This window comes from Faecalibaculum rodentium, assembly GCF_001564455.1.
GTDB classification, from domain to species: domain Bacteria; phylum Bacillota_I; class Bacilli_A; order Erysipelotrichales; family Erysipelotrichaceae; genus Faecalibaculum; species Faecalibaculum rodentium.
In genome coordinates, this window is the sequence record NZ_CP011391.1 from 1,283,974 (window position 1) to 1,308,690 (window position 24,717).

At 53.9% G+C, this 24,717-nt stretch carries 21 protein-coding genes; 10 read left to right on the forward strand and 11 right to left on the reverse strand.

The annotated features are described in order from the left end of the window. The first annotated feature begins 83 nt into the window (after positions 1-83). Positions 84-578, forward strand: coding sequence for an Lrp/AsnC family transcriptional regulator (locus tag aalo17_RS06290; RefSeq protein WP_067557044.1), 495 nt, complete (start codon positions 84-86; stop codon positions 576-578). Further along, positions 575-1,792, forward strand: coding sequence for a pyridoxal phosphate-dependent aminotransferase (locus aalo17_RS06295; RefSeq protein ID WP_067557047.1), 1,218 nt, complete (start codon positions 575-577; stop codon positions 1,790-1,792). The genes aalo17_RS06290 and aalo17_RS06295 overlap by 4 nt, the downstream gene beginning before the upstream one ends. Positions 1,793-1,924: 132 nt before the next feature. Here the strand turns inward: aalo17_RS06295 and aalo17_RS06300 are convergent, their stop codons facing one another. Continuing rightward, positions 1,925-3,631, reverse strand: coding sequence for a phospho-sugar mutase (locus aalo17_RS06300; protein ID WP_420806560.1), 1,707 nt, complete (start codon positions 3,629-3,631; stop codon positions 1,925-1,927). Between the two features lie 393 nt (positions 3,632-4,024). Here aalo17_RS06300 and aalo17_RS12605 point away from each other — a divergent pair, with 393 nt between their 5' ends. Continuing rightward, positions 4,025-4,657, forward strand: coding sequence for a DUF6431 domain-containing protein (locus aalo17_RS12605; protein ID WP_145907555.1), 633 nt, complete (start codon positions 4,025-4,027; stop codon positions 4,655-4,657). A 14-nt stretch (positions 4,658-4,671) separates the two neighbouring features. Continuing rightward, positions 4,672-6,162 carry an ISL3 family transposase gene (locus aalo17_RS06310; RefSeq protein WP_158507742.1) on the forward strand — a complete coding sequence of 497 codons (1,491 nt, stop codon included), beginning with the start codon at positions 4,672-4,674 and terminating at the stop codon, positions 6,160-6,162. A 213-nt stretch (positions 6,163-6,375) separates the two neighbouring features. On the opposite strand, the gene aalo17_RS06315 is transcribed toward aalo17_RS06310, so the two are convergent. From aalo17_RS06315 to aalo17_RS06340, 6 genes are all read right to left on the reverse strand, one after another. Beyond that, a complete protein-coding gene (locus aalo17_RS06315; protein ID WP_067557056.1) occupies positions 6,376-6,642 on the reverse strand; it encodes a phosphocarrier protein HPr in 267 nt (88 codons plus the stop codon). Positions 6,643-6,715: 73 nt separating this feature from the next. Continuing rightward, positions 6,716-7,126, reverse strand: a complete 411-nt coding sequence (locus aalo17_RS06320; protein ID WP_075884527.1) for a 2-thiouracil desulfurase family protein — start codon at positions 7,124-7,126, stop codon at positions 6,716-6,718. Next, positions 7,123-8,565 (reverse strand): glycogen synthase GlgA, encoded by a 1,443-nt coding sequence (gene glgA / locus aalo17_RS06325; protein ID WP_067557059.1) that lies wholly within the window; start codon positions 8,563-8,565, stop codon positions 7,123-7,125. Before glgA ends, aalo17_RS06320 begins: the two co-directional genes overlap by 4 nt. Beyond that, positions 8,565-9,680, reverse strand: coding sequence for a glucose-1-phosphate adenylyltransferase subunit GlgD (gene glgD / locus aalo17_RS06330; RefSeq protein ID WP_067557061.1), 1,116 nt, complete (start codon positions 9,678-9,680; stop codon positions 8,565-8,567). The genes glgA and glgD overlap by 1 nt, the downstream gene beginning before the upstream one ends. A gap of 3 nt (positions 9,681-9,683) precedes the next feature. After that, entirely contained in the window at positions 9,684-10,823 is a 1,140-nt protein-coding gene (locus aalo17_RS06335) for a glucose-1-phosphate adenylyltransferase (protein WP_067557064.1), read from the reverse strand. Positions 10,824-11,170: 347 nt separating this feature from the next. Then, complete coding sequence (locus aalo17_RS06340; protein ID WP_067560157.1) at positions 11,171-13,768, reverse strand: ABC transporter ATP-binding protein/permease; 2,598 nt, start codon at positions 13,766-13,768, stop codon at positions 11,171-11,173. 180 nt (positions 13,769-13,948) lie between these two features. On the opposite strand from aalo17_RS06340, the gene aalo17_RS06345 reads away from it, so the two are divergent. Continuing rightward, entirely contained in the window at positions 13,949-15,196 is a 1,248-nt protein-coding gene (locus aalo17_RS06345) for a chloride channel protein (RefSeq protein WP_067557067.1), read from the forward strand. A gap of 95 nt (positions 15,197-15,291) precedes the next feature. On the opposite strand, the gene aalo17_RS06350 is transcribed toward aalo17_RS06345, so the two are convergent. After that, positions 15,292-15,687: a desulfoferrodoxin family protein gene (locus aalo17_RS06350; RefSeq protein WP_067557070.1), complete on the reverse strand. Its 396-nt coding sequence runs from the start codon at positions 15,685-15,687 to the stop codon at positions 15,292-15,294. A 237-nt stretch (positions 15,688-15,924) separates the two neighbouring features. Here aalo17_RS06350 and aalo17_RS06355 point away from each other — a divergent pair, with 237 nt between their 5' ends. The 3 genes from aalo17_RS06355 to aalo17_RS06365 all read left to right on the forward strand — a co-directional run bounded on the left by aalo17_RS06355 (position 15,925) and on the right by aalo17_RS06365 (position 19,254). Continuing rightward, positions 15,925-16,839: an RluA family pseudouridine synthase gene (locus tag aalo17_RS06355; RefSeq protein WP_067557073.1), complete on the forward strand. Its 915-nt coding sequence runs from the start codon at positions 15,925-15,927 to the stop codon at positions 16,837-16,839. Positions 16,840-17,427: 588 nt separating this feature from the next. Continuing rightward, positions 17,428-18,777: a group II intron reverse transcriptase/maturase gene (ltrA, locus tag aalo17_RS06360; protein WP_067557075.1), complete on the forward strand. Its 1,350-nt coding sequence runs from the start codon at positions 17,428-17,430 to the stop codon at positions 18,775-18,777. A 114-nt stretch (positions 18,778-18,891) separates the two neighbouring features. Further along, on the forward strand, positions 18,892-19,254 hold the full coding sequence (locus tag aalo17_RS06365; protein ID WP_067557078.1) for a hypothetical protein: 363 nt from the start codon (positions 18,892-18,894) through the stop codon (positions 19,252-19,254). A 106-nt stretch (positions 19,255-19,360) separates the two neighbouring features. Here aalo17_RS06365 and aalo17_RS06370 read toward each other — a convergent pair whose 3' ends face one another. The 3 genes from aalo17_RS06370 to aalo17_RS06380 form a co-directional block, all read right to left on the reverse strand. Next, positions 19,361-20,740: a patatin-like phospholipase family protein gene (locus tag aalo17_RS06370; protein WP_067557081.1), complete on the reverse strand. Its 1,380-nt coding sequence runs from the start codon at positions 20,738-20,740 to the stop codon at positions 19,361-19,363. A gap of 19 nt (positions 20,741-20,759) precedes the next feature. Beyond that, a complete protein-coding gene (locus aalo17_RS06375) occupies positions 20,760-21,128 on the reverse strand; it encodes a hypothetical protein (RefSeq protein ID WP_067557084.1) in 369 nt (122 codons plus the stop codon). Between the two features lie 97 nt (positions 21,129-21,225). Continuing rightward, complete coding sequence (locus aalo17_RS06380; protein WP_158507743.1) at positions 21,226-22,080, reverse strand: pseudouridine synthase; 855 nt, start codon at positions 22,078-22,080, stop codon at positions 21,226-21,228. A gap of 226 nt (positions 22,081-22,306) precedes the next feature. On the opposite strand from aalo17_RS06380, the gene aalo17_RS06385 reads away from it, so the two are divergent. After that, complete coding sequence (locus aalo17_RS06385) at positions 22,307-23,824, forward strand: 4Fe-4S dicluster domain-containing protein (RefSeq protein WP_067557090.1); 1,518 nt, start codon at positions 22,307-22,309, stop codon at positions 23,822-23,824. Between the two features lie 217 nt (positions 23,825-24,041). After that, positions 24,042-24,659 (forward strand): VanZ family protein, encoded by a 618-nt coding sequence (locus aalo17_RS06390; protein WP_067557093.1) that lies wholly within the window; start codon positions 24,042-24,044, stop codon positions 24,657-24,659. Positions 24,660-24,717 lie beyond the last annotated feature (58 nt).

The following is a 24,717-nucleotide window of genomic DNA, read 5'->3' on the forward strand; positions in this document are numbered from 1 at the left end:
TTCCTGTCAGACTCCCCTCCTGTTTCAGGCATTTTCATTCTGTGCTAAAATGAAAACCATATCATCTGAAAAGGAGGTTCTCCATGAACACCAATGCCCTGCTCGATCTGCTCGAGAAAGATGCACGTCTCAGTGCGCGGGACCTTGCCGATATGCTTGATGAAGAAGAAGGCACAGTCCGCAAGGAAGTAAAGCGTCTCGAGAATGACAAGATCATCTGCGGCTATCATACCGTCATCAACTACAACCGGGGACTCAAGGACGAAAAAGTTATGGCTTTCATCGAGGTGGACTGTCGTCCCACCAGAGACCGGGGCTATGACAAGACCGCCCGTCTGATTGCCAGCTATCCGGAGGTATCCACGATGTATCTGCTGTCGGGAGACTGCGATTTTCTGTGCCTGGTGGAAGGAAAAACCATGTTTGAAGTCGCACGATTCGTATATGACAAAATTTCTGCCGTGGAAGACGTGACCAGCACCAAAACACTGTTCGTTCTCAAGGAATACAAGAAAAATGGCATCATGATGAAGGACGAAGACGAAAAGAAAAATGAAAGGCTGGTGGTGACACCATGACCAAACCGATCAACAGCACCGTGGCTGCCATGAAGCCCTCGGGCATCCGGAAATTCTTCGATCTGGCAAGTACCATGGAAGGCGTGATCTCACTGGGAGTTGGCGAACCGGATTTTCCGACTCCCTGGCACATATGCGAAAGTGCCATCGATTCCATGATTGACGGCAATACCCATTACACGGCCAATCGCGGACTGATCCAGCTGCGCAGGGAAATCGCCCGGTTTCATGAAGAACGCTACAGCCAGATTTACGATCCGGAAAAGGAAATCATCGTCACGGTCGGCGGTTCTGAAGGGGTGGACCTCACCATGCGTACCCTGGTGGAGCCTGGAGATGAAGTGATCGTCCTGGACCCCAACTATGTTGCTTATACCCCGGCCATTGAACTCGCAGGCGGTACGGCCGTTCCCATCCGCATTACCAAAGAACACGAATTCAAGCTGCTGCCGGAAGACCTGGCTGCAGCAATCACAGACCGGACAAAGGCCATCATTCTCAACTTCCCCTCCAATCCCACCGGTGGTGTCATGACTGCCGATGACTATGCAAAGCTAGTCCCGATCCTCCTGGAATCCGGCATTTACGTAATCAGCGATGAAATATATGCCGAGCTTCTGTTTGACGGCGAGTTTGCATCTCCGGCCCAGTTCGCGGAACTGCGGGAACAGGTCATTGTCATCAACGGCTTCTCCAAGGCCTTTGCCATGACCGGCTGGCGCCTGGGCTATCTGCTGGCACCTGCGGCTCTGTCTTCCATGATGAACAAGGTACACCAGTATGTCATCATGGCCGCTCCCACACCTGCACAGTATGCAGCCGTGGAAGCCATGAAAGCCGGAATTTCGGACATTGAACATATGCGGGAGGATTATCGCAGGAGAAGAAATCTGCTGGTTCGCAGGCTGAACCGCATGGGACTGCCCACCATTCTGCCGCACGGCACCTTCTATGTATTCCCCGACATCACATCCACCGGACTGAGCAGCGAGGAATTCTGTGCCAGGCTGCTGGAATCACAGAAAGTGGCCTGTGTCCCGGGTACCGCATTCGGCGATTCAGGCGAAGGCCATATCCGGATCAGTTACGCCTACAGTCTCGATCACATCAAGGAAGCCTGTGACCGAATGGAGCATTTTCTGGATGAACTCCGCATGAAGGACACTGTTCTGGAAGAAGAAACTGTTGAAATCATCGAATTCAGGGGGGAGTGATCCTCCCTTTCCTGTTTCGTTTCCCCCATATGGCTACAGCTGCAGACAAAATCCTGAAACGGAAAAGGGCAGACCAGCATCAATTGCGGTCTGCCCTTTTGTGATTCAGAGTATGGGATCGTGAATGAAGAGCTATTCCGCCGTTCCCGTCAGCTCAGCCATGGCCTGCTGGAATTTCTCTGTCTTTTCATGTGCATCTGCTTTGTCCGAACCCTTTACGCAATAGTAGAACTTGCACTTGGGCTCTGTACCGGAGGGACGGACCGCGATCCAGGAACCGTCTTCCAGGTAGTACTTCAGCACATCGGATTTCACGAAGCCGGTCAGCGGTTTCTTCTCGCCGTTTTCCTCGATGATTTCTTCCTTGTAGTCTTCGCTCTTCACGACAGGCTCTCCGGCGATTTCCTTCGGAGCGTCTTTTCGCAGATCGGAAAGGATCTGCTGGATCCGTTTTGCACCGGCTTCACCTGCCAGGGACAGAGCCACCTGGGATTCCTCATAGGTACCGTGTTTGGCATACAGGTCATTCAGGACATCCACCAGGTCCTTGCCCTGTTTCTTGTAATACGCAGCCGCTTCGGCCAGCATCAGGCAGGCCTGGGGTGCATCCTTGTCTCGTACAAACGGCTTGATCAGGGAACCATAGGATTCCTCGTAGCCAAAGACATAGTTTTTCTCGTGGGTCTGCTCATACTTGGCCACTTTCTCGCCGATGAACTTGAAGCCCGTCAGGGTCTTTTCTGTCTCCACGCCGTGATCTGCTGCCACTTTTTCTCCCAGATCACTGGTGACAACAGTGTTGAACATCACGGGGTTGTCCGGCATTTTGCCCTGGGCATGCAGCTGGGAAAGGATGTATTCGAGCAGAACTGCACCGGACTGGTTTCCGGTCATGACCACATACTCTCCATCGTGCTTTACACCTACGCCCATACGGTCCGCATCCGGGTCACAGACAAGAATGATATCGGCATCGTTGTCTGCGGCATATTTCAGGGCCAGTTCATAGGCACCCGGCTGTTCCGGGTTCGGAGTCGGGGTCTGCGAGAAGTCGGGATCCGGAGTGCACTGTTCTTCCACAGGAATATCGTGGTATCCGGTGCGTTTGTAGATCTCCCGTACAGGAACATTGGCTGTTCCGTGTTCTGGAGAGAATACGATCGTAATGTCTTTTTCCACATCCGGGTTCAGCTGAATGGACAGCACATTCTCATAATAGGGTTCGTCCACATCCTTGCCGATGACCTGCACAAGCTTCTTCTGGTCTTCTGTGATGTTGGTTTCAATGGCAAGTTCGTCGTCAATCGCATTGACTCTGTCAATGACCTGTGCAGCCAGATCGGGGACCAGCTGGCAGCCCTTGGAATCATACAGCTTGTATCCGTTGTACTCCTTCGGATTGTGGCTGGCTGTGATCATGATTCCGCCAAAGCAGCCCAGGTGACGGACTGCAAAAGACAGTTCCGGCGTCGGACGCAGGGATTTAAAAACATAGGCCTTGATGCCGTTTTTGGCCAGCAGGTCGGCACAGTCAAATGCGAGCTCCCTGGACATATGACGGTTGTCGTAGCCAATCGCGATTCCTTCTTCGCAGGCTTTTTCTCCATGTTCCTTGATGTATTCGGCAAACCCCTGAGTGGCTTTGCGGATCGTGTGGATGTTGATCCGGTTGGTGCCGGGTCCCAGAAGGCCGCGCATACCGGCGGTGCCAAATTCTATGGTTGTATAAAATGCATCGTTCTTTTCTTCCGGGGTCATCTCAGCCAGGACCTCTTTGTATCTGGGATCCAGGTTCGGATGATTTACCCATTTTTCATAGCGTTCTTCAACAATGGACATTCGTGAGTTCCTCCTACTCTCATATCGGTTACATTATAGCAAATATCATACACTTCTGACCGGCTGTCTTTGTACTCTCCAGGAAAATGAATACGCAAAATTGGACAGGGTCCACCCCCTTCAATAAAGCGACCTTAGGGTCGATCACCAAAGTCATAAAAGGCAGCTCCGAACCTTCATGGAGGTTCTAAAGCTGCCTTGTTTTGTTATAGTTGAATTAAGGAGTTATAGGGAGAGAATATCGAAGATTTCCCTGTGTTTATTGGTGAAAGTGGCTGAATGAAGATACTTTGGCAGTTCTCCGCTTAAGGAGGGAGTCAGTACCCCCTTCCAGTCACTGAAACAGTGATATCAGGAACTTTGTGATGAAACAAAAAAAGGAGCAGAGCCCAATTGATTGCCGTCAAGTTCTGCCGCTCCCTGTCTAATGACATGATTATGGTACCGGGAAATCACCCTGAAATCAATTCATCTTTCCAGAATGGATATCAAAAAACTTGTAACAGGTTCTTCGCTGGTACCAGGAAATGCCCTGATTGCCATGATGGTAAGCTGTACCGTCATGGTTCCTATCTCCGCAGTTTCGAAAGTCCCGTAAACGGCGTTCGTGACGAGGTGCTGATCCAGCGTGCAAAATGTTCCGTATGCGGTAAAACTCATGCCCTCATCCCCGCTGAACTTGTTCCCTTCTCCCGCGTTCCGCTGCTGGCACAATTCCTGATAGCGGTCAAGGCCGGCCTGTTCAAAGGCCCTGATCGCACTCTCCGTCAGGCAGAGTGCGAACTTGCCCGTTACGCTTTGCCTCCTGTCGTGATCCGCTATATCTCCAAACACATCGCCCAATACTGGTCTGATTTCCTTTCACTATTCTTAGACGCCACGCTGGAGGAATTGTGTCTTTTAGCCTGGAAAGACAGGAATAAACAGCTTTTCCAAATGTCTAGATATGAGATCGCACAAAGTTTTCCACCATTCCACACAGCTTTTATGACTCACCCCGTATCCTCTGCGATGATGACATCGTGAACAGGAGGAATACCGTGTTGAATGCAGAAAAAGAATTCATGGTGGACTTTTTCGGGCTGGAACCAGGGGAGATCGAGGACATCAGTTATACCAGACAGTCCGACAAACGTCCTGTACTGCGTGTCATTCTCACCAATGATCACGATCCATGCCCTGACTGCGGCTGCCCGCATCCCAGAGTGAAGGAATATATCCCAAAGAAGATCAAATATGCGGATGGAACTGGCAGGGACTGTATCCTGCTTTATCATGCCAGACGGTTCAAATGCCCAGCCTGCCACCGCACCTACTATGAGCCTTCTCCTTTCGTTCAGAAAAAGGGGAAGATCGCGGATAAAGTCGTATTCGACATATTGAAGGATCTCAAGGACTACAACCAGACCTTTGCTTCGGTAGGCCGCAAATACTGCGTTTCAGCCACCACGGTGTCCAATATCTTCGACGCCCATGTGGAGATCCCCAGGAAGAAGCTACCGTCACTCCTGTGCATAGACGAGGTCTATGCGATGAAGACCCAGGGAAGCAAGTATGTATGTCTGCTCCTTGATTTCGAAAAGCAGACACCTGTGGATCTGCTTCCAAACCGCTGGCTCCCTTCACTGCTTGAATATATGAGTCTGATCCCCGAGGAGGAAAGACTCGGAGTCAAAGCGGTCTGTTTCGATATGTACCCGGCTTACAGGAAAATGGTGAAAGCCTGCTTCCCCAACGCCATTGGCGTGGTGGACAGGTTCCATGTGATGCAGGAATTCACCCGCAGGCTGACAAAAGTCAGGATCCGGGTCATGAGCAGGACCAGAGCCAGGCGGGAAAGGCTGAAGGAAGAAATGAAGGCCGTGGAAAGCGACTTCCCAAGGGAAAGATACCGGGACGATCCGTGCTGGCAGAGGATATCCGCTGACTGGCAGAAAACCTCTGACCAGTATTATGTACTGAAGCATTTCCACTGGCTCCTCTCAAAAGATGAGGATCTGGATATCTTTGACCCAGGGAGAGAAGGACAATACAACCGACATTTTCAAAAATATATGACGCTCCTGCAGCTGCGGGAGATTCTTCTGGGTATCGACCCTGAACTGGAAGAAGCAGTGCGTTTGAAAAGGGTTTTGACTCACATGTATGAGTCGGGAACATATGATAAAGCAGGAGAACAGCTGTTCAACGAAACTTATGTAGCGTTCAGGAACAGTTCCATCAAAGAGATGAACGGATTCTCCAGAACGATGAAGGAATGGAGAGATGAGATCTTCAATTCCTTCAACACAGTGACTGTTGAATACATGGTCAACAGGAGGAGCGAATATACGATCAAAAGCGTAAGGCTCCACAACGGGATCATTGAGAACCGCAACAAAATGATCAAGTGCATGAAACACAATTCCTATGGCTTTACCAACTGGGTCAGGTTCAGGAATCGTGTAATGTATGTGCTCGATCCAAAAGCGACATATTCTCTGGAGCCCAGGTTCGGCAGTAAGGCTGTGAAAAAGAAGAAAAACAAGTAGAATCAGGGGCTGCCCACAAAGTGGACAGCCCCTGAGTGCTTACTGTGATGTTCAAACTCCAAAGCTCTGTAGGGTAACGGAAACCCTAAGGTATCTTTGGATGGGGTTAGTCTTCCTCCCTATCCAATTTTGGAGTGCCAGGAAAATCTGCTGCAGCCAGGCCAGAGAAAAAGGCTCGACAGGAGCCTTTTCTGTTCAATCTCAATTCTGGTATCAGGCAATGATCTTCTGAGCGCGGAGCACTTCTTCGATTGCCTCGATGGCAGCTTCTTCGTCGTCACCGGTTGCGGAGATCGTGATTTCGCTCTGTGTGGGGATGCCCAGGGACATAACACCCATGATGGACTTCATGTTCACTTCACGGCCCTTGAATGCAACGTTTACGTCGGATTTGAATTTGCTGGCTGCGTTGACTGCAACGGTGGCCGGACGTGCGTGCAGACCTACCGGATCGATTACTGTAACTGTGACTTGTTTCATGATTGATTTCCTCCTGTTTTACACTTCGATAATATTTTATGCTACTCGGTTTTCAAACTCAATAACGGGTTCGTCAAAATGCATCCGCTTCCAGAACCGGAATATTCGACTCTTTCAGCCTGGCAGCAAAGATCCCCTGTCCGGGAACCAGCTCGCCGCTGAAGCTGCCGTCGTGGACCTGAGTGGCTCCACAGCTTGGACTGCGCGGCTGAAGAATGACGAGATCGCAGTCTTTGACCTTCTCCAGGCAGCGCTGTGCACCCCGCTCATAGGCCACTGTATAGTCCATGCCGTCACGACCGATCACCCGGCCGTTTTTCAGTTCACACGGTACCCGCGGACAGCTCAGTCCGCCTTCACACTCAGGACAGACCAGGATACAGTCATGGTCTTTCAGAAATGCCTGTACCGCCGGATTGGCTTTCGATTTCCCGTCATACCGGCAGCGCTCTCCCATCAGGCAGGCGCTGACTCCCACTTTCACCGGTTAACCAGTTCGTTGTACAGCTGATTGTAGGTGGCCGCGGATTTCGCCCATGATACATCCGTATTCATGGCATTGGTCTGCAGCGTTTCCCAGTCGGCTTTCCGGTTGTAGTACACATCTGCTGCATAATACAGCGTATGCATAAGCTCGTTGGCGTTGTAGGAAGAGAAGCTGAATCCGTTGCCGGATTTGTCATATTCGTTGTAGGGCGTGACGGTATCCTTCAGACCGCCGGTTTCACGTACCAGCGGAAGCGTTCCATACCGCATGGAACAAAGCTGGGAAATACCGCAGGGTTCGAACAGGGACGGCATCAGGAAAAGGTCGCTGCCTGCATAGATCCGGTGTGCCAGGTCCTCGTTGTAGCCTCGGTAGAAGCACACCTTGCCCTTGTGTTCGTTCTCCATGTTGCGGAACGCATCCTCGATCTTCGCTTCACCGCTGCCAAGAATTGCCAGCTGGATCGGGGCGGCTGCAAGTGCGGAGAGCTGTTCCATGAGCAGATAGAATCCCTTCTGCCAGGTCAGGCGCGATACAACCCCCACCAGCATGACATTCGGATTGACTTCCAGGCCCAGTTCCCGCTGCAGGTCAGCCTTGTCCTTCGCTTTGTTGGCCTTGAGGTTCACTTTGTTGTAGTGATGTGGAATGGCGGGATCTGTTGCGGGGTTCCAGACAGACAGGTCGATTCCGTTCACGATGCCCCACAGGTCGTACTTGCGCATATTGAGTACCATTTCCAGGTGTTCGCCAAATTGCGGTGTCAGGATCTCCTGCGCATAGGTCGGGGATACAGTGGTAACTTTGTCGCTGTACAGAATACCGGACTTCAGGAAGGAAATACCACCGTCATACCGGACATTGCCGTTGTCCAGCAGGTACCAGGGAAGTCCCAGGCAGGAATCCAGCATTTCGGGACCAAAGTTGCCCTGATACGCCATGTTGTGCAGCGTAAGAACGAATTTCAGACGGCGGTACCGGTCATCGTGATCATGCGTTTCCCGTACCATGCAGGGAATCATGGCTGTCTGCCAGTCGTGGCAGTGCACAATGTTGGGCCAGTAGTTCAGCTGGTTGAACATTTCGATGACGGCCTTCTGGAAATAGGCGAAACGCTCACCGTCATCGTCATAGCCGTACAGGGAATCCCGTTCGAAATATCCCTGGTGCTGTACAAAGAAGAATGCCACAGGTCCCACCATGGTGCTCCAGATGCGGACAGGCACTTCATGATAGTTGATGGACACTGTGTATTCGCAGCAGAAGTACAGGTCGTTCATGTATTTTTCCGCAATCTTGCGGTACAGGGGAAGAACCACCTTCACTTCATTACCCTGGTCGGCCAGGGCACCGGGAAGAGAACCAATGACATCCGCCAGTCCGCCGGTTTTGACAAACGGGAGACCTTCGGAAGCGACCATGAGAACCGATGCCATCAGACAGTCTCCCTTCTGTCAATGTAGACCGGTTCATCCACAGTGCCGGCCAGGTCCTTCTTGTGGACAATGTGTGCGCCCTTGTCGATCACGACATTGCACAGGTTGGCATTGTCGCCGATTTCTGCACCGGGCAGGATGACGCAGTTGTCCACACTTGCATCCTTGCCAATGGTCACACCGCGTCCGACGATGGAGTTTGTGACTTCGCCGGCAATCTGACAGCCGTTGGAGACAAATGTGCGGTTGGTGCTGCCGCCGGGCAGGTAGGAAGCCGGTGCGGAATCATTGGTGCGGGTGTAGATCGGCCAGTCGGGATCGTTGAAGTCCTTGAAGTTCTCTTCGTTGAGCATCTTCAGGTTGCTCTGGAAGTAGGATCGGAGATCATAGATGGAATATACATGACCGCGATAGTTGACTGCCTTGATGTTCATGTCGGCACAGCTGGCATTCAGGATGTCACGGAACCAGAACATGGCGGAAGTGGCGCGCGCCTTCTTCACTAGGTCCACGAATACCTTCTTGCTCATGACATAGGTCATCAGGGACAGGTTCCGGTTCTTGTTCGTCCCGCGGTTGCGGTCGATCGCCGTGACCCTGTGGTCCTTGTCGAATTCCAGGATGTCGCAGTTGATGAACTCTTCCCTGGCTGTATCGATTTTCTGGTACAGAATGGATACATCCGCACCGGAAGCCGCGTGGGTATCCAGCAGGTCGGCGTAGTTGCATTTGTAGATATAGTTGTCCGGGGCAATGATCACGAACTCGTTCACATCGCGCTCGATCTGGTACAGGTTGTTGTAATACTGCTGTACATCGGGCACAGTGCTCGGACGCTGTCCGTCGGTGAACACAGGAATGATTCCTACGTGACCATGCTTGGAGTTGATGTTGTAGTGACGGCCGTCTCCCACGTGTTCAAACAGGACCTTGGGATCTCCGTTGGTATAGACATCAATGCAGTCCATGCCGGAATTGGCCATGTTGGAAACCGGGAAATCCATCAGCCGGTACCGGCCCAGGAAGTTGAAGGCCGCAATCGGACGGTGCTTTTCCAGCCCCTCCACGTAAATGCTGTTGTCGTTGTAGGCAACGATGCCAAGTGCATTGAACATGGCTTACTCCCCTTTCTTCACACGTTTGGCGACAAGCTTGATTTCCTTGCTGGAAAGAGACCCGACTTCCGCCTCCGGATCCACCTTGATGTCTTCGGCAACAATCGCACGGTATACCTTTGCACCCTTGCCGATGTGGACATTGGGCATCAGGACAGACTGCTCGACCACAGCACCCTCGTCAATGGTGACACCGTTGAACAGGACAGAATCCTTTGCAGTGCCATTGATCGTGGCACCCTGGTTGATGTAGCAGTGTTCGACCTTGCCCGTGGCTCCCACATAATGAGGAAGAACCGGTACATCGGAGGTGTAGATCTTCCAGTTGGGATCATCCAGGTCCAGGCCGCTCTTCTTGTCCAGAAGGTCCATGTTGGCTTCCCACAGGGAATCGATCGTTCCCACATCCTTCCAGTAGCCGTCAAACTGCCAGGCATACAGGCGCTTGTCCTGTGCCAGAAGGGCCGGAATGATGTCTTTGCCGAAATCGTGGGAGCTATCCTTGTTCTTGGCATCCAGCAGCAGTTCCCTGCGCAGCAGCTTCCAGTTGAAAATATAGATGCCCATGCTGGCCAGGTTGCTCTTGGGTTCCGCCGGTTTTTCCTGGAATTCCGTGATCATGCTCTCGTCGTTGACAGCCATGATGCCAAACCGGCTGGCTTCCTTCCAGGGGACCTGCAGGACCGCAATGGTGGCGTCTGCACTGTTGGCTTTGTGGTCCGACAGCATCCGGTCGTAGTCCATCTTGTAGATGTGGTCACCGGAGAGAATCAGCACATATTCGGGATCGAATTCATCAATGAAATCGATGTTCTGCGTGATGGCGTCAGCTGTGCCGGCATAGACATCGAATTTGGTTCCGTCTTTTTCCGAAGGCGGCAGTACATAGACTCCGCTTCCCCTGGTATCCAGGCCCCAGCGCTGTCCGGCACCTGCATAGGCATTCAGCTGCACGGGTTCATACTGAGTCAGGACGCCGACAACGTTGATGTTGGAATTGGCGCAGTTCGAAATCGGAAAGTCGATGATCCGGTATTTTCCGCCGAAGTAAACCGCCGGCTTGGCAGTCTTCTTCGTCAGATCGAACAGCCGCGTTCCGCGTCCACCCGCAAGAATCATTGCGAGCATGTTGTTCTGTTCCATGGTTCTTCCTCCTAAATCCATTTAACTGTGTTCAGTATAACACTATTCTGCCTTCCTGATGGAAAGCCCTGGATATGAAAGTGCCTACAAATTGACCAAAAACTGCACAAAAACAGCCCGGGGTCTGTCTTTGTGACACTACCCCCGGGCTTTGTACCGGCAGTCTCATGACATTCACACCACCAACCGGCAGGAAAACGCATTCACATACTCCCTGCATGCCCTGCTCAACCGGATTTTCAGGGAACCCGGTCACAATCCGTCCAGTCCTGTGACCGCACAATTTCCCCGGCTCTTGTCTTCCAGGCATGCCGGCTTGCCGGCATGCCATCTGCAGGAAACAGAGCTTATTCCGACCGCAGGGCCTGCACCGGATCCTTTCGGGCAGCCATGCGCGCCGGGATCAGACCGGCCAGCATCGTAAGCAAAAGTTCCACTCCGATCAGGATCACCGCTCCATTCAGGGGCATCTGCGCAATGCCGGCCACACCCGTCATGCGCTCGATTACCATCGAAATCGGGATATTGAGCAGCACCGTAAGTCCCACGCCAAGAAGTCCCGACAACAGGCCGATGATGAACGTCTCCGCGTTGAAGACATTCGTCACGTCACGCTTGCTGGCGCCCATGGCCCGGAGGATGCCGATCTCCTTGACCCGCTCCAGGACGGAAATATAGGTGATGATGCCGATCATGATGCTGCTGACCACCAGGGAAATGCTCACGAATGCCATCAGCACATAGGAAATGATGTTGATGATATCCGATACACCGCTCATCATGGTCCCGACTGCATCGTTGTAGGAAATGACATTCGCATCATTGCCTTCTGCCTGCTGCAGGTCGTTGTACTCTGCAATCAGGTCCCCGATCTTCTCCTTGTCCTCGAAGGTATCCGCATACAGGTCAATGGAGGTCGGAGTGTCGTCATTGAAGATTCCGAGTTTCGCCATGTTCGACTCATACGTGGCATTGGCTGCATCGTTGTAGGAAGCCATGTAGTCCATCAGCTCCTGCTGAGACAGACTTGCCAGCATCATCTGCTGCTCGGGGGTCAGATTGGCTGCAGTCAGCTGTGCGGAGTCCCCGAATTTCCGTCCGGTAAATACGTTCACATCCTGGTGTGCCTCCTGCTCCTTCACGATTTTGCTGCTCTTTCCCTCAGTCCGGATCCAGTTTTCCAGACTCCGGTCGTAATACACACCGCCCATGGTGCTTACAGGACCAAGAGATGTTTCCCGGGGTTTCATGATCCCGGTGATCTTCAGCGTCCTGCCGTTTGTCACAGCTTCCTGAACAAAGGCCTCGTCTTCCGATTCATCCACCCAGATGTTCCCCACTTTTTTATACAGGGCGCTGTTGGGCACGAGCGTGAATTCCATGCCCAGGAGTTCGTCCTTGGTATATGCAACCGGCTTTCCCGGCGTGATCTCTTCGGTCTTCTCCGCCTGCAGATCCTTGTAGTTTTCCACCAGTTCCGACTGATTCATCAAACCCAGGGAATACAGCGTGAAATCCGATATCTCCCCGCTGTCATCCACCTCCAGCATGACCTCATCTTCGTTTTCCGGCCAGTGACCATCCAGCAGTTCATATTCCCTGTCACGCAGGGAGGACTCCGCCGGAAGCGCCATCCAGACTTCGCTGCCGGGCATGGCAGACGACATGCCGCCCATGAACTGGTCACGCAGGCTGATCATGTCGCTCATTCCCAGCTCATCCATCAGACCGTTGGGAGACACCGCAACAAGCTTGTCCCCTACTGCCTGTTTGTTATAGACATGCATGGTGATGCCATAGTTGTACTCGATGGCGCTGGCTGTTTCTTTCAGCTCCTGTCCCCCGGGGCTGTTCAGGTATTTCCGGAACGCCGTCAGGTTGTTTTTCTCGGTATCCGCAATGGAACCCAGCAGCTTGTCCGCAAATGCCCGGGAACGTACCGTCCCGTCATAGGACTTCTTCTCCCCCTGCTCATCCCGGTCCATCATGGCGGACATCAGCACGCTCATGTCCATGGTGTTGTCCTCGATCGTGACCGGATAGCTTGTTATGGTATCCTGTTCCACCCGGTCGATATACCCCTGCATGCCACTGGACAGAGACATGATCAGCCCAATGCCGATAATGCCGATGCTGCCAGCAAAGGCAGTGAGCAGAGTCCGGCCTTTTTTTGTGAGCAGATTGTTGAAGGAAAGGGACAGGGCTGTGCCGAATTTCATGGAGGGCTTCTTCAGCGGCTTCTGTTCATCCTCCAGTTCTTCTCCTTCCCTGACCGGATCGGAATCCGAGACGATCTCCCCGTCACGCAGGCGGATGATCCGCGTGGAGTACTGCTGTGCGAGTTCGGGATTGTGTGTGACCATGATGACCAGCCGGTCCTTTGCGATTTCCTTGAGCAGGTCCATGATCTGCACCGAGGTATGGGAATCCAGGGCGCCTGTGGGTTCATCCGCCAGGAGGATCTCCGGGTCGTTCACCAGTGCCCGGGCAATGGCCACACGCTGCATCTGTCCGCCGGACATCTGTGTCGGTTTCTTGTTGAGCTGATCCTTCAGCCCCACTTTCTCCAGTGCGGCAGCCGCCCGCTTTTCCCGCTCATCTTTCGGCACATCTGTCAGCGCCATGGACAGAGCCACATTCTGCAGTACGGTCTGGTGCATGATAAGGTTGTAGCTTTGGAACACAAACCCGATCCTGTGGTTCCGGTACGTATCCCAGTCCTTGTCGGTGTAGTCCTTTGTGCTTCGTCCGTTGATGACGAGATTGCCGCTGTTGTAGTTGTCCAGGCCGCCGATGATGTTCAGCAGCGTGGTCTTTCCGCAGCCCGAGGGACCGAGAATCGATACGAATTCATTGTCCCGGAATGTCACTGTAAGATCCCGGATCGCATGGACGATTTCATCCCCCGTATAGTAGTCCTTGACCAGATGTTCCAGTCTGAGCATGATGCCTCCTGTTCTGTTGCCTGACCGGGCTGTCAGGCATGGCTGTACCATACTCTGCCTGCCCGGATACGGATGTCTCCTGTATATGAGTGGCTAAAGTATGTGCGAAACAGCCGCCACTTTCAAGGATGCAGGTCTGCGTTTTACCGGAATTTTCCTTAAAATGGTGGTGGTGATGATATGCAGAACTTCAGTCGTTTCCTGTCGGCCCATTCCCGGGCGGCAGCGGAATTTGTCTTCCTGTCCGGAGCCGGTGTGCTCATCGGACTCTCGGTTTCCCTGTTCGAAGTGCTTTTCGGATACGGACTGATCCTGATTGAACAGTGGAGGACCGCGTTTCCCCTCTGGACCTTCCTCGTCCTGCCGCTGGCCGGTCTTCTTGTCGTGTGGCTGTTCCAGAAATACGGCGGCCTTGCCTGCAAGGGCATGAACCTCATCTTCGAGGTCTCCCAGGGAAAACCCGAACGCATTCCCCGACGCACAGTGTTCCTCATGACCGTCTGCACCTGGCTGTCCCGGCTGGCCGGAGCCTCCGTGGGACGGGAGGGTGTAGCCGTCCAGATCGGGGCCGCTGTATCCTGGCAGTTCGGACATTTTTTCCACAAAAAACTGGACATCGAAAACATCCGGACGATTTTTCTGGTCACCGGCATGGCCGCGGGCTTTGCCGGGTTGTTCGGAACTCCGTTTTCCGCCGTTTTCTTCGCCCTGGAAGTCCTTGTGGCGGGAACACTGAAATACCGGGCCATGGCTCCTGCCATCTGTGCCGCGTTTTCCGCCTCCTGGCTCTCTGCCAGACTGGGGCTTTCGGCGGAAGGCTATGCCATCCGGATGCTGCTGCCGTTTTCCATTGAGACATTCTGGCTGCCGCTGCTGATGATGGGACTTGCCTTCGGTCTGGCTGGCGGATTGTTTGCCTGGGGACTGCGCAGAGTGAGAAAGACCGTTACGGACAGATTTCCCGACCCCTTCAGGCGGATCCTGATCCTGGGCACGGTCCTTGCCTGCCTCATGATCCTCACAGGCGGCCGGTATGCAGGTAGCGGTGCCGCACTGATTGCGGCTCCCTTTGCCGGTGATCCCATGTATGCCTGGGACTTCCTGCTCAAGGCAGGATTCACCATCCTGTCACTTTCCGCAGGCTTTGTCGGTGGAGAGGTCACGCCGCTGTTTGCCATTGGCGTGTCCCTGGGAACGGTGATCGGCCCGCTGTTTGGCCTGGATCCCATGCTTTCGGCCGCCCTGGGATTTGCCGCGGTGTTCGGGTCCGGCACCAACACCTTCCTGTCTCCGGTCATGATCGGCATGGAAGTCTTCGGTTTCCAGTGGTTTCCGTTCTTCTTTGTGGTCTGCGCCGTCAGCTACCTTGTGAACCGCGACCAGTCCATCTACTCCCTCCAGAGCCGGTACGGTCTGCACGATGTGTAAGTCCGGCAATGACCGGCACTCCCGGACAACAGAGCAACAGACAACGGGCGGATCTCACGCAGGGATCCGCCCGTCTGTTGTTCTGGTGACTGAATCTACTTGCTCAGTTCCACGTCTTTTTTCCAGAGACCGTGCAGGTTGCAGTATTCATATACAGATACTGTGCCTTCCTCGCCGGTTACATCAAACACCGCAACAGGCTCTTCACCCGGGTGCAGCGTTTTCTTTTCGACACGTCCATCGGGGTATTCCAGCCAGATGTTTGTGATCCAGTGCTCGGGGAGCATCGGGTGTGCCACAGATCCGACCTGAACCTTCAGTTCATCGCCGGCCTGCATCACTGCCGGAACGTGTTTTTCCTGCGCGGCATCTGTGGTGCCCGCCTGCAGTTCGCGTGCCGGCGTACCGTTGATGGTGATTTCCTGTACCGCTTCAGGTGCCAGGACCACTTCCACGATGGCACCGGTTGTATCGTCTTTAAAGAGTTTCATGTTCGAATTCCTCCATTCACTCTGTACCTGTATTATGGGCTTTCTCCGGCACAAACGGAACAGGAATGCTACCGCATTTGCATACATAAGCTCCCGGAACGCATCAGTCCCGGGATCCTCTTCCCTGCCGACCGGTGCAGACAGGCAGCCGCCTGTGCATGATGAGTGGCTGCCACATGGCATTGTCTGTCTGGCGCCGTATAATAATCAGGAGAGCAATGAATGTGAGGCAACAGAATGGAACACAACATACAAGTACAGACGCTGCCATCCGGTGACCTTCAGGTCCGGCTGGAAGAGCCCATGACCGGCGCGCAGCTGGTGGAGAAACTGGGCATCTCCAGGGAAAAGGACAAGACGCTGAAGATCCTGGAGAACGGTCAGCCGGTGGCAAACCGCGGCCGGATGCTGGAAAGCCGTGTGGTGACGCTCCGGCAGCCGGTTCCTGAAGAAATCCCGTACAGCTTTGAACCGGTGGATGTCATCTACGAAGACCAGTGGTGCCTGGTCGTTAACAAGCCGGCTTTCCTGCTGGTGCATGATGACGGACAGACGCCGGACAATCTGACATCGCGGGTAAACGCACATCTGGCGGAAAGCGGATGGCCCTATCCCGCACAGGCTGTGAACCGCATCGACCGCGAAGCCACCGGACTGGTCCTGTTCTGCAAGAACCCGCTGTTCCAGAACTGGTTCGACAGGCAGATGGAAGACCGCACAGCGCAGAAAGAATACTATGCAGTACTGGAAGGCCTGCTGGAAAGACGGCATGTGGATCTGAACAATCCCATTGGCAGAAACCGGCATGAGGCGGAAAAAATGATCGTGTATCCAAAGGGAAAGGCCAGCCACACACATCTGGAACGCATTGCAAGGCGTGGAACCCGGACGCTGGTGAAAGCACGGATCACGACAGGACGGAAGCACCAGATCCGTGTGCATGCAGCACACCAGGGACATGCGGTGGTCAACGATGCCCTCTATGGCGAGAAGGCGGATGACCGCGGCCTGCTGCTGCAGTCTGCACGGATCGTGTTCCGGCAGCCGGTCACAAACCAGCAGATCGAAGTCGAAATCCCGATGGATCCCCGGTTCCGGGAGTTCCGCAAGCCGCCGCGCAGGCCCAGGAAAGGGACCACTCACCGTCGCTGACCAGCATGACCGGCAAAGACAGGAAACCGTCCGAAGTTTCCTGTCTTTTTGCTGGTGTGCCCGGCATGGCATACATCTAGGTGGTGAAAGTCCACTATGGGAGCGTATCATCGCAACCGCTAACCATTAGCCTAAGGCAAGGGGCTCTCTGGTAACAGGAGTTCTGAAAGAAGCCCGACGGCAAAGTCCCGGCCTGAGGAACACTAATCGCATATAAGGCCACAGATGGAGACGAGCGTGCCAGACAGCGCAAATCGTAATAGTTGCGGATGACTGTCGGTGGTAGATGCGGCAGGTGTATGGAATGAAAGATGTATGACCTTACCCGGGGAGGTCCTGCCAGCGAGAGGAATCATCAAACCATGATGACCCCCTTCCCGCAGTAACAACGAATGGCAGGAAGTCAGCCGAGGCCATAGTAGCGAGGAAGTCCCTGTAATGGGGATGGAGTGAAGGGCCGAACGTACGATTTACTGCAAATATCAGGAATGCGTCCTGCACGAAAAGCCGAGGAAGGACAAACCCAGAGAGCCCCTGAAGATGAGTAAGGAAGGGCAGTGTGGGAACACGTGAAAGAGAGGAGCAGCCATGAACCAGACCAGACTGATACAGCCGGAAGACCTGAGTACTCAGGAAATCTTCTCCATGGAGAACCTGATCAATGCGTGCAGACAGGTACGGCGAAACAACGGAGCCGCAGGAGTGGATGGGGTCAAAGCCAGAGAACTCCCAGCGTGCCCCTGTCAGTACTGGGAACAGCTGCGGGAACAGATACTGGACCGCAGCTATAAACCGCTGCCAGCCAAAAGGACCGATATCCCGAAACCGGATGGGAGCATGCGGGGGCTCAATGTCCCGGCTGCCAGAGACAGAGTCGTGCAGGCCTGTCTGGCAAACTATCTGGATTACAGGAAGGACTTCGAGATGAGCAACAGCTCATACGGGTTCAGGAAGAACAGGAGATGTGAACAGGCGATACTGAAAGGCCTTGAGTTCATGAACGACGGGTATGACTGGATCGTCGACATCGACCTGAGGAAATTCTTCGATACGGTAGATCAGGACAGACTGATACGACTGATAGACAACCTGTTCCATAACAGGGACGTTACGTCGCTGACAAGGAAGTTCGTCAGAGCGGGAGTCATGATAGACGGCAGGCTGGTCAGGACAGAAAGAGGAATCCCACAGGGAGGACCTCTCTCGCCGGTACTGGCCAACATTTATCTGGACCAGGCCGACAAGGAACTGGAAAGCAGAGGGCTGAGATTCACAAGATACGCAGACGATATGCTCATCTATGTGAAATCGGAAGCCGCCGCCAACAGGGTGATGAAGTCATTCAGCAATTATCTGGAAAAGAAGCTGAAGCTGGAAGTGAACGCTTCAAAATCGAAAGTGGCCAGACCGGATGAAGTGAAATATCTGGGGTTTGGCTTCAAAAGGAACAAAAGGGAATGGAAGGCAATACCGCATGAGAAGTCCATCCATGAGTTCGAACAGAAAATAATGAAGCTGACGAAGCGGAACTGGAGCGTATCCCTTGAAGAAAGGCTGGAGAAAATCAATCAGGTCATCAGGGGATGGAGCAATTATTTCAGATGCGCATGGCTGTATAAAAAGAACATGCGGAAACTGGACAGCAAGCTCCGGAGAAGAATCAGGGCCATCATCTGGAAGCAGTGGAAAAGCATCAGGAAAAAAGAAGAGAGCCTCATCAAACTGGGATGTCCCAGAGACAAGGCTCACTCATATGCGTGTGCACGACAAGGATGTGTCCGTTGTGCAGTCACGTTCCTGAACAAGTATATCAGAAATATACACCTGAAGAAGAAAGGCCTCCTGACCATAGAGGAATACTTCGATACGGTGGCAGAAAGGTTCATGAAATCATTTGTACGAACCGCCCAGTGCCGAACGGCACGCTGGGTGGTGTGAGAGGGTCTGATGACACCTACTCGATTTTTCTGATTTTTCCGCAGTCATAGCTGCCTGTCCGCCGGATCCATGGTATGCTGAATCCAGGATAAAACAAACGGAAGGAGGTCCGTCATGAATCCCATACGCTTTGACCTGGATCAGGGAACGTTCTCCATCTCCAATGGCACAGAAGGCGCCTGGAGCTGGGAGGACATTGCCGGCTGTGAGGTGCTCAATGAAGAGGCACGGTTTCACAAATCTTCTCCCCCGTTCTCTCACCGCGTCTATGGAGGAGGCACAGCCATGCCGCTGTTTGCCTTCGGGGATCCCGGCCTGTATGTCGGTCTCCGGATCACGTTGAAGGACGGACAGGAGCTGGCTGCCTATGTCTCGGAAAAACCGGTACATCATAATACAGATCCGTATTTTGCGGACCGGAAGGAAGCGGAAAAAATCGCTGCAGCCCTGACAGCATCCGAACCGCATACGGCCTGAGCCGACTGTCGTCAGCAGCACAAAAAACGGAGACACCCGGTAAAGGACGTTTCCGTTTTTTTTCATGGAATGGATGGATGTTTTTTCCGGCCTGTGTGCTCAAGTCTTACTTCAGGTAATCCTTCAGGCAGTACCAGGTGCAGGCGAGAATGTACTCTGTCTCAAACAGCTTCCTGAGCGGTTCAAGCACCATCGGCAGGCGTCCGCCATGATGCACCAGGGCAGCATGAAGGAAACTGATGATCTGGTCATGGGAACTGCTCTGCAGAAGACTCAGCGACTGGCGGATCTTCCCGGGCTGCTTCAGGGGCGGGATCCGGTCTGTCCGGTCTTTGAGGCTCGTCAAGAAGTATTCCAGACTCATCAGCTGCACCGGCTCCACACCCACGGCCAGCGCCAGGGCTTCGATCAGCCGGCCGCCGGCGTAGTTGTCCGTATAGCGGTTGTTCAAAGGCGCGGGATCGTAGCCAAGGGTCATATGGAAACATCGGGCAGCCAGTGCATTATCCGGAGTGATGCCGTAACGATCCAGATGCATGGCCACATACTGACTGATCATGTACAGCCGCGGCCAGGATGGCTGAGTGAAGGTGAAGACATAGCCACAGAACCGGTCATACCGTTTCATGGTCTCCAGATACCCCAGGTGGAGTGACCGGATACAGGAGTCCTCCCGGAAATCCAGAAAGTTGTTCAGGTCGATCACCGGCTGCATGTACACCACCGAACCGTCAGATGGAAGCGGCTTTTCCCGCCCGGGTCCATGGACATCGATCGCCACGATCTTCTGCGCACCCATCTCCTGCGCCAGGCCAATTGGGAGATTGTCCTCCATACCCCCATCGATGTAATAGTCGTTTCCCATTTTCAGCATTGGAAAAGCCGGAAAGCACGAGGCACTGGCCAGGATCACCGATTCGGCGTTTTCTTCCGTCATGTCCTTCTTGAAGAATGCCTCACCCTGCATTTTTGTGACGTTGATGGTCATGCACGCAAAATCCACCGTGGATTCGGAAAACAGCGTCCAGTCAAACATGCGGTGAATGGCATCCTTCAGCGGGGATATGTCCGTTCCCTGCCGGATGTACTTCTGGAAAAACCGGACCAGTTCCTCCCGGTGGCTTCTGATATCCCGCAGGCTGTCGGGCATTTCCGGCATGCCTTCTGCGATCATCGCCGGGGACATGGTGTAGACGAAATCCACCAGGGGCTTCAGCGTGTGCTGGACATAGATGGCACCCACCAGCGCACCAATGCTGGTGCCGGCCACGCAGTCAAAATGTACGCCGCATTCATGAAATGCCTGCCAGGCGCCGATTTCATAACAGCCGCGGGCTCCGCCGCCGCCCAGGACCAGGCCGGTCTTGATGGGCTGGCTGTCCACCCGTTGGGCCGGGTTCTGCATGGCCTGGACATCCGGTGTCTGTACAGGGTCTGCAGCCACTCCGGAGGGAGTGGATTTGGAAATTGCTGATGATTCGTTCATGTCTTTGATGATACGTAAATCAATTCAGGACAGCAAGCACTACGGTTCCCGCTGCCAGGCAGGACACAAACGGGATGGTGTTTTGCGGCCGTACCAGGGAATAGAGCAGGCCAAAGCCGCACGCCGCCACGACCAGTCTGTAGAGTGACTGCCCGGCAATCAGCGATAGGACAAACAGAGCCGTGACATCCGCCGAGCCGATCCAGTCCGGCCGAAGGCGCCACAAAAGCAGCACCAGGGCACAGAACAGCAAAGAGCTGTCAGCCTGCCAGGGAACGATGGCCAGAAGGATGGCAGCCGGAAGAAGCCACCACCTGGAAAATGTGCGGGTGGAAAGGTCCTGGATGAACACTGCCAGGCACAGGGACCAGAAAAAGAGCTTTGTCATGTGCGAATCATAACAAAGCTCCTTTGTCACTTCACTTCACCTCAGGATACCGGGACAAAGCGCCGCTCCCTGTCACAGAAAAGTGTCCGGCAAACGGTCATTTCTGCGGTATTTCGATGCAGTGACCGTCAAAACACAGGCGACAGGCCTCCAGGGAATACGGCTGACCCGGCTGTCCGCCATACTTCACATCCCCTGCCAGCGGATGGCCGATGTACGCCATCGAAGCCCGGATCTGGTGGAATCTGCCCGTGAGCAGATGCACCCGGATCACTGTGTTGTTTCCCGCATGGCCAACCGGTTCGATGTCCATATCCGCATGCAGCCATCCGTCTTCCGGCGTGTCGCGGACCAGGGCCTTTGTGCCTTCCTTTTTCAGGAACAGCCGGAGTTCCTGCGGCCGGTCCACAACTCCCTCCACAGTGGCCAGATACTCTTTCTCCAGATTTCCCTGACGGATCATCTCTGCCGCTTTCCTGGCCCCTGCAGCCGTCTTCCCTGCCAGCACCAGACCGCTGGTGTTGCGGTCCAGGCGATGCGCCACAGAGGGACGGAACGACCGGTCGGTTTCAGGATTCCAGATACCCCGCTTCCAGAGCAGCGTACGCAGCCGGCTGTTCATGTCATCCTGCTTGCCCGGCTGGTCTTTCTGCGACAGCAGACCCCGTGGTTTGTAGAGGACCATGAGATCGTCATCCTCCCACACGACTCTCAGCGGCCGGTCATTGGGAACAAACGCCTCCTGTTCCAGTACATCCGGTGGCAAAAACAGCTGGACGATGTCCCCCGCCTGCAGCATCTGCCGCACCTCGCAGCGCTTGCGGTTCACCTTGATTTTTTTGTTTCGGACGGCCTTGAACATCAGGCTCCTGGGAAGAGCCGGCAGCGCCTTCTGGAGGTATTTCTCCAGTGTCTGCCCGGCATCGTTGTCCTGTATTTGCAGTTCAGTCATATCCTCAGTATAGCCCACCTGGCTGGTCATCGACAGCCGCTGCCCTTCCAGACCCGGGACCTGCTGAAACGGTCTGCTACTGCCGATGACGGCTGTGTCTGCCTGGTCCGTCCGGTGACAGGCTCGCGGTTGTGCATTTTTTAGCAAATCATGTGTTTCATTCACGGGATTTGGCCTGTATAATGTTGAAAGCAAACGGATTTAACGGAAACAGAGAGGGAGAACTATGCGAGGAATCTACAATTCAGTGACAGACATTCGCCGCAAGGTGTTTGCGGCCATTGCCAGAATGGCATACGAGGATGAAACGGATTATGCGAAGCGGATCGAAGAGATCCCGTACGAAATCCTCCCGGGAACCAAGGCCAAGTACCGCAACAGCATCTTCCTGGAACGGGCAATCATCGGCGAGCGCCTGCGTCTGGGCATGGGTCTGCCTCTTCGTGAAATGAGCGAATTCGGTGCCCTGTCCGACGGGATCGAGGAAAGCACCATTGCCGAGAAATACTATGACGATCCCCTGATCAACATCATCAAGTTCGCCTGCAACGCCTGCCCGGAAAAAGAGGTCATCGTGACCAACCAGTGCCAGGGATGCCTGTCCCACCAGTGCACGGAAGTGTGCCCCAAGGATGCGGTGCACATTGTCAACGGCCGGTCCTTCATTGACCAGGACAAGTGCATCAAGTGCGGACGCTGCATGGATGCCTGCCCCTATCACGCCATTGTGAAGATGGAACGTCCCTGCGCGGCTTCCTGCGGCATGAACGCCATTTCTTCCGACGGGGATGGCAAGGCACAGATCGACTACGACCGCTGTGTTTCCTGCGGACAGTGCCTGGTCAACTGCCCCTTTGGAGCCATTGTGGACAAGGGCCAGATTTTCCAGACCATCTATGCCATGAAACAGGGACAGGATGTCATTGCATGCATCGCCCCGGCGTTTGTCGGCCAGTTCGGTCCGACTGTGACACCGGAAAAAGTCAAGACGGCCCTTCTGGACCTGGGATTCGCGGATGTGGTGGAAGTTGCCATCGGTGCCGACCTGTGCACCATCGAGGAAGCGGAAGACTTCATGAAGAAAGTGCCGGAACAGCAGCCTTTCATGGCCACATCCTGCTGCCCTGCCTGGTCTGTTATGGCAAAGAAGGACTTCCCGCAATATGCCAGCTATATTTCCATGGCCATGACACCTATGGTGCTCACCGCGCGGATGGTGAAAAAAAATCACCCGAATGCAAAAATCGCCTTCATTGGTCCCTGCGCAGCGAAGAAGCTGGAAGCATCCCGGAAGTCTGTCCGTTCGGATGTGGACTTCGTGCTGACTTTTGAAGAAGTCATGGGTATGCTTGTAGGCAAGGGCGTGGATCTCGGTACCCTGCAGCCGGCAGAGGAAAAACTGGAAGCTGGCACCAACGCAGGCCGCGGATTCGCGGTATCCGGCGGAGTGGCCAAAGCCGTCAAGAGCCTCATTGAGAAAGAACATCCGGGTACCACCGTCAAGGTACAGGCTGCGGAAGGCCTGAAGAACTGCCGTACCATGCTCATGATGGCCAAAGCCGGACGGCTCAACGGCTACCTGCTGGAGGGCATGGCCTGTCCCGGCGGATGTGTGGCCGGCGCCGGTACCCTGCAGCCGATCACGAAATCCAGCGCCCTGGTAAAGAAGTATGCCACGGAGAACCCCATGACAAACTCCGATGAATCGGCGTACGCAAACCGTCTGGAAGAACTCTACGAATAGTTTTTTCAGGATGGAACCATCTGACTGAATCAACTCACAAAGGCACTGCTGCTCTTCTGGCGGCGGTGCCTTTTAATAATCACATGCAGAACCGCCACATGGTCTGGGCTGATGGAACACGCAGTCCCCCGGAAGTTCAGGAAAATTTTATTTTTTATGCAGGATGGTATTTCGTCTTAACGTATATGCTTCTGACAATACAGAAAGGAGCTCTTGAATGGTCATCAATATGCTGTTTCCCGCTTTTCTGGGCTTTCTGATTTTCGCACCTTTTCTGGCTCTCGTGTTCAACTGCCTGAAAGGTGCAGGACATCCCGCTTCCCGTCTGCATACAGCCGGGGTCTTTCTGTTCATGTACTATCTCTTCGGATTGTGGTGGATGACAGGCATCGGTCCGCTGCAGCCATTTATGCCCCGTCTCGTGCTGGTCCCCTTTGCCGACATGCTTCAGGGACCGGTGGATACGGCCCTCAATGTGGTGCTGTTTGTACCCCTGGGTTTCTTTCTGCCCTGGCTGTGGCGGACATTCGATGGTCTGAAACAGACGGCGCTGACGGGATTTCTGCTCTCTCTGGGCATCGAACTGCTGCAGGTTTTTGGACTGGGCATTACGGATATCAACGATCTGATCACTAATACTCTGGGCACCATCCTGGGCTATGGTCTGTTCTGCCTGGTGCAGCATCTCATGAAGCCGGCAACCCGGAAGAAGTGGCAGATGGGATCTTTGGCCGGTGTGCCCTCCGTGATTCTGCTGATCCTCTCTTCTCTGTTTGTCATGATGTGTCTGCAGCGGCCGTTTCTGCGGTTTGTGCTATTTCTGGCAGGCTTCTGATTGAATGACTTCTTTTCGTTTTGGCAGATGGACACTGAAGCTTTCCTGCAAAACGTGA

Excerpts from the sequence above, each read along its gene's own strand:
- aalo17_RS06290 (WP_067557044.1), top strand. The coding sequence starts at position 84 with ATGAACACCAATGCCCTGCTCGATCTGCTCGAGAAAGATGCACGTCTC.
- aalo17_RS06295 (WP_067557047.1), top strand. The coding sequence starts at position 575 with ATGACCAAACCGATCAACAGCACCGTGGCTGCCATGAAGCCCTCGGGC.
- aalo17_RS06300 (WP_420806560.1), bottom strand. The coding sequence starts at position 3,631 with ATGTCCATTGTTGAAGAACGCTATGAAAAATGGGTAAATCATCCGAAC.
- aalo17_RS06315 (WP_067557056.1), bottom strand. The coding sequence starts at position 6,642 with ATGAAACAAGTCACAGTTACAGTAATCGATCCGGTAGGTCTGCACGCA.
- glgA (WP_067557059.1), bottom strand. The coding sequence starts at position 8,565 with ATGGCATCGGTTCTCATGGTCGCTTCCGAAGGTCTCCCGTTTGTCAAA.
- glgD (WP_067557061.1), bottom strand. The coding sequence starts at position 9,680 with ATGTTCAATGCACTTGGCATCGTTGCCTACAACGACAACAGCATTTAC.
- aalo17_RS06335 (WP_067557064.1), bottom strand. The coding sequence starts at position 10,823 with ATGGAACAGAACAACATGCTCGCAATGATTCTTGCGGGTGGACGCGGA.
- aalo17_RS06340 (WP_067560157.1), bottom strand. The coding sequence starts at position 13,768 with ATGCTCAGACTGGAACATCTGGTCAAGGACTACTATACGGGGGATGAA.
- aalo17_RS06345 (WP_067557067.1), top strand. The coding sequence starts at position 13,949 with ATGCAGAACTTCAGTCGTTTCCTGTCGGCCCATTCCCGGGCGGCAGCG.
- aalo17_RS06350 (WP_067557070.1), bottom strand. The coding sequence starts at position 15,687 with ATGAAACTCTTTAAAGACGATACAACCGGTGCCATCGTGGAAGTGGTC.
- aalo17_RS06355 (WP_067557073.1), top strand. The coding sequence starts at position 15,925 with ATGGAACACAACATACAAGTACAGACGCTGCCATCCGGTGACCTTCAG.
- ltrA (WP_067557075.1), top strand. The coding sequence starts at position 17,428 with ATGAACCAGACCAGACTGATACAGCCGGAAGACCTGAGTACTCAGGAA.
- aalo17_RS06365 (WP_067557078.1), top strand. The coding sequence starts at position 18,892 with ATGAATCCCATACGCTTTGACCTGGATCAGGGAACGTTCTCCATCTCC.
- aalo17_RS06370 (WP_067557081.1), bottom strand. The coding sequence starts at position 20,740 with ATGAACGAATCATCAGCAATTTCCAAATCCACTCCCTCCGGAGTGGCT.
- aalo17_RS06375 (WP_067557084.1), bottom strand. The coding sequence starts at position 21,128 with ATGACAAAGCTCTTTTTCTGGTCCCTGTGCCTGGCAGTGTTCATCCAG.
- aalo17_RS06380 (WP_158507743.1), bottom strand. The coding sequence starts at position 22,080 with ATGACTGAACTGCAAATACAGGACAACGATGCCGGGCAGACACTGGAG.
- aalo17_RS06385 (WP_067557090.1), top strand. The coding sequence starts at position 22,307 with ATGCGAGGAATCTACAATTCAGTGACAGACATTCGCCGCAAGGTGTTT.
- aalo17_RS06390 (WP_067557093.1), top strand. The coding sequence starts at position 24,042 with ATGGTCATCAATATGCTGTTTCCCGCTTTTCTGGGCTTTCTGATTTTC.